This window comes from Rhizobium sp. R711 (assembly GCF_002211365.1).
Taxonomy (GTDB): Bacteria; Pseudomonadota; Alphaproteobacteria; order Rhizobiales; family Rhizobiaceae; genus Rhizobium.
In genome coordinates, this window is the sequence record NZ_LOKZ01000032.1 from 1 (window position 1) to 2,601 (window position 2,601).

The 2,601-nt window shown below is 60.9% G+C and carries 2 protein-coding genes; both read left to right on the plus strand.

Annotation, left to right across the window (positions count from 1 at the left end):
- The coding region (locus ATY80_RS20640; protein ID WP_141105582.1) for a site-specific integrase at window positions 1-1,008 on the plus strand (1,008 nt) is incomplete at its 5' end.
- Between the two features lie 133 nt (window positions 1,009-1,141).
- Window positions 1,142-2,311 (plus strand): ATP-binding protein, encoded by a 1,170-nt coding sequence (locus ATY80_RS20645; RefSeq protein ID WP_088694199.1) that lies wholly within the window; start codon window positions 1,142-1,144, stop codon window positions 2,309-2,311.
- Window positions 2,312-2,601: the final 290 nt, after the last annotated feature.

The window sequence follows — 2,601 nt, forward strand, 5'->3', positions numbered from 1 at the left end:
CTCGTCAACGAGGGCATGGGCGACAACACGTTGCGCGCCATCACCTCGGACCTCGCCTATCTCGAAGCCTGGGGCCTGGCGGCCACCGGCAGCCCGCTGCCCTGGCCGGCGCCGGAAGCACTGTTGCTGAAGTTCGTTGCCCACCATCTTTGGGATCCGCAGCGTCGAGAAGACGATCCCGATCACGGCATGCCAGGCACGGTCGCGGACAATTTGCGGAGCCAGGGGTTTCTTAAAGCGCCGGGCCCACACGCGCCGGCAACCGTCCGCCGGCGGTTGGCGAGCTGGTCGACGTTGACGCATTGGCGTGGGCTCGACGGCGCCTTCACCTCCCCTCCCCTGAAGGCGGCCATTCGCCTGGCGGTGCGCGCCGCACCGCGCCAACGGCGTCGGAAAAGCGCCAAGGCGGTCACCGGTGATGTGCTCGCCAAACTGCTGGCGACCTGTGAAAGCGACAGCCTGCGCGACCTTCGCGATCGGGCGATCCTGATGGTGGCCTTTGCCTCCGGCGGCCGCCGGCGCAGCGAGATCGCCGCGCTAGGCGTCGAACAGCTGAGTGTCGAGCCACCAATCGAGCGCAGCGACGGCCCTCCCCTCCCCTCGCTGGCCATTCATCTCGGCCGCACGAAAACCACATCGGGTGAGCAGGACGAGGTCGTTTATCTGACCGGGCGGCCGGTCGAGGCGCTGAACGCCTGGATGACATCCGCCAGGATCGACAAGGGCAGCGTTTTCCGGGGGATCGGCCGTTGGGGCACGGTGTCGCGACGTCCACTCGACCCGCAATCGATCAACGCCATCATCAAGCAGCGCGCAGCAATGGCCGGGCTGGAGGCTGGTCAGTTTTCTGCCCATGGCCTTCGGTCCGGGTATCTCACGGAGGCCGCCAACCGCGGCATCCCGCTCCCCGAAGCGATGGAGCAATCGCGACATCGGTCGGTGCAGCAGGCGTCTAGCTACTACAACAACGCAACGCGGCGAAGCGGACGCGCCGCGCGGATGTTATGACACGCTTCTGCCGCCGCTTCACGACTTGAGGTCGTTAACTTGGTGTCGCTTGTGTGGGCAATGAAGCGGATGTCTCCTTCCTGTTTCCACATTTAACCTTGCATTTCTGGAACAGAACTCCATAATTGCAAGGATGATCAGCAGGCGAAAAACATCAGAGCTTATCGAGCTCATCGATTCCAATCCGGCCGTCGCTTTGTTGGGACCTCGACAGGTCGGAAAAACAACGCTTGCATTGGAAATCGGCGAACAGCGGCCGTCGACCTATCTTGATCTGGAGTCGGACGCCGATCGAGCCAAGCTCTCCGAGCCGGAACTCTATCTTTCCGGTCACGAGGATAAACTGGTTATTCTCGACGAGGTCCACCGACTTCCGGACCTCTTCCAGATTCTTCGCGGACTAATCGATAAGGGGCGACGAAAGGGATTGCGCAGCGGCCGTTTCCTTTTGCTCGGCTCGGCCTCAATCGATCTCCTGAAGCAGTCCGGCGAGAGCCTGGCTGGACGGATAGCATATTTGGAGCTCACCCCAATTGACGGCCTCGAGGTCCAATCGACCGAGCTTAACACGCTGTGGAACCGGGGTGGGTTCCCTGACAGTCTTCTCGCCAGGACAGATGCCATTAGCCAGCGGTGGCGCCTTGATTTCATTCGAACGTACCTAGAACGAGACATTCCGCTCCTTGGACCAAGGATCCCTGCCGAAACGCTACGCCGCTTCTGGACAATGCTCGCACACCATCAATCCGGCCTTCTCAATGCGGCGGACTTCGCCCGCTCACTCGGCGTCGACGGAAAGACCGTTGCTTCCTATCTCGATCTCATGGTGGATCTGCTTCTGGTGCGTCGGCTCGAACCCTGGCACAACAATGCGGGCAAACGCCTGATAAAGTCGCCGCGTCTGTACGTTCGCGACTCCGGACTGCTCCACAGTCTACTTGGTTTGACAACACTCGAGGATATTCTCGGTCACCCGATCGCCGGCGCCAGTTGGGAAGGTTTCGTGATCGAAACGCTTCATGCCGCAATGCCACAGGGTGCTCATGCGAACTTCTATCGCACCGCTGCCGGCGCCGAGGTCGACCTCATCGTCACTCTGCCCGCCGGGCGCCGTTGGGCAATTGAGATCAAGCGAAGTCTCACTCCGAAAGTGGAACGCGGCTTTCATAACGCCTGTCTGGAACTGAAGCCCGATCGCCGCATCGTCGTTTACCCAGGGACGGAAGTTTATCCTCTCAACAACGAAATCGAGGTGCTGCCATTGCAACAGCTTGGCGAGGAACTCACGCATCTTCACGCGTGATGCATTAGGCTATAACGACGCGACACGCGCCCGTTCGACCACTTCGGCAATCGAACGGTTTTCACGGCGCGGCCGGCTTGCCATCCCGCGCCACCCTTCGGTCTCGGCAGCAGCCATCAGCGAATACGCCCGATCGAACTTGGTCAAACCCGGACGATTTCTTGGATTTTCCGCCACAGAAGCCCACTGACGCGCGTTTGCCACTGCGGATGCTCCATTGCTCGTCCGCGATGCCATTTCGAGTCCAACGGGCCGCTATTCGGTGCCTAAAACACGCTTGCAACTGACCG

Bases quoted from the DNA above. Each gene is read 5' to 3' on its own strand.
- ATY80_RS20645 (WP_088694199.1), top strand. From the start codon at position 1,142: ATGATCAGCAGGCGAAAAACATCAGAGCTTATCGAGCTCATCGATTCC.